The 1,170-nt window shown below is 32.7% G+C and carries 2 protein-coding genes; both read left to right on the forward strand.

Features of this window, described 5'->3' with window-relative positions; genetic code table 11:
• Nucleotides 1–144 precede the first annotated feature (144 nt).
• Nucleotides 145–930 carry a sulfite exporter TauE/SafE family protein gene (locus C0512_RS15905; protein ID WP_121314407.1) on the forward strand — a complete coding sequence of 262 codons (786 nt, stop codon included), beginning with the start codon at nucleotides 145–147 and terminating at the stop codon, nucleotides 928–930.
• Nucleotides 931–994: 64 nt separating this feature from the next.
• Nucleotides 995–1,170: MBL fold metallo-hydrolase (locus C0512_RS15910; RefSeq protein ID WP_290863346.1), on the forward strand; the 176-nt coding region annotated here is incomplete at its 3' end.

Below are 1,170 nucleotides of genomic sequence, written 5' to 3' on the forward strand. Positions count from 1 at the left end.
TGTGATAATTTAACTAACACAAAAATCATTTTTAAAGAAAAAACTTTAAATAATAGAATTTTACGATTGAATTTTACTACATGAAATCTGTGACTTTTTTTTAACATAAATACACTATTTTTACACTAATTATCATTTTTAATAATGCTTGAAATTTTAGGATATATAGGTGCTTTATTTATAGGCATCGTTTTAGGAATTACCGGTGGTGGCGGTTCCATTTTAACTGTACCGATATTGGTTTACTTGCTGAATCTGAATTTTGTAATGGCTAGTGCTTATTCTCTATTTATCGTTGGAACTACTTCAGCCTTCGGAAGTATTCAAAATTTTAAAAAAGGTTCGATAGCCGTAAAAACTGCTTTTCAATTTGCTATTCCTTCCGTACTTGGTGTTTATTTGGCTCGAAAATTTGTTGTTCCAAGTATTCCTGATACGCTATTATATTTAGGTTCCTTACAGTTAAACAAAGACACTTTTTTAATGTTGATTTTTGCCGTTGTCATGTTGTTAGCGGCCATTTCGATGCTGAAAGAAAGTAAAGTCATCATAAAAGCGGAACCACAAAACAAATACTGGTTGATTTTCCAATTGTTTTTAGTGGGATTATTGATAGGGTTAATTGGCGCCGGCGGTGGTTTTTTAATCATTCCTGCCTTGATGAAACTAGCCAAATTGCCAATCCGAAAAGCCATTGGCACCTCGCTTTTAATTATCACTATCAATTCCCTAATTGGCTTCCTTGGCGATGTTCAAACTACAATCATTGATTGGAAATTTCTGTTGTCATTTACTGCTTTATCAGTTATTGGTATTTTTATCGGTCTTTTTATTCAAAAATACATCAACGAAAAAAGACTCAAGAAAATTTTTGGGTTCTTTGTTTTGACCATGGCTGTATTCATTATTTACAAAGAGATATTTTCATAAAGTATTCTAAATTCAAATTGTTCCTACTTCTCTAATCTTTAAATTTGCATAAATCTTTTCCACTATGAAAATCGAACAAATATATACCGGATGCATTGCTCAAGCAGCGTATTATCTTGAAAGCAATGGTGAAGCGGCCATTTTTGATCCGCTCCGCGAAGTACAACCTTACCTCGACAAAGCCGCTAAAGACAATGCTAAAATCAAATACATTTTTGAAACCCATTTCCACGCGGATTT

It is taken from the genome of Flavobacterium sp., from assembly GCF_013822155.1.
Classification (GTDB): domain Bacteria; phylum Bacteroidota; class Bacteroidia; order Flavobacteriales; family Flavobacteriaceae; genus Flavobacterium.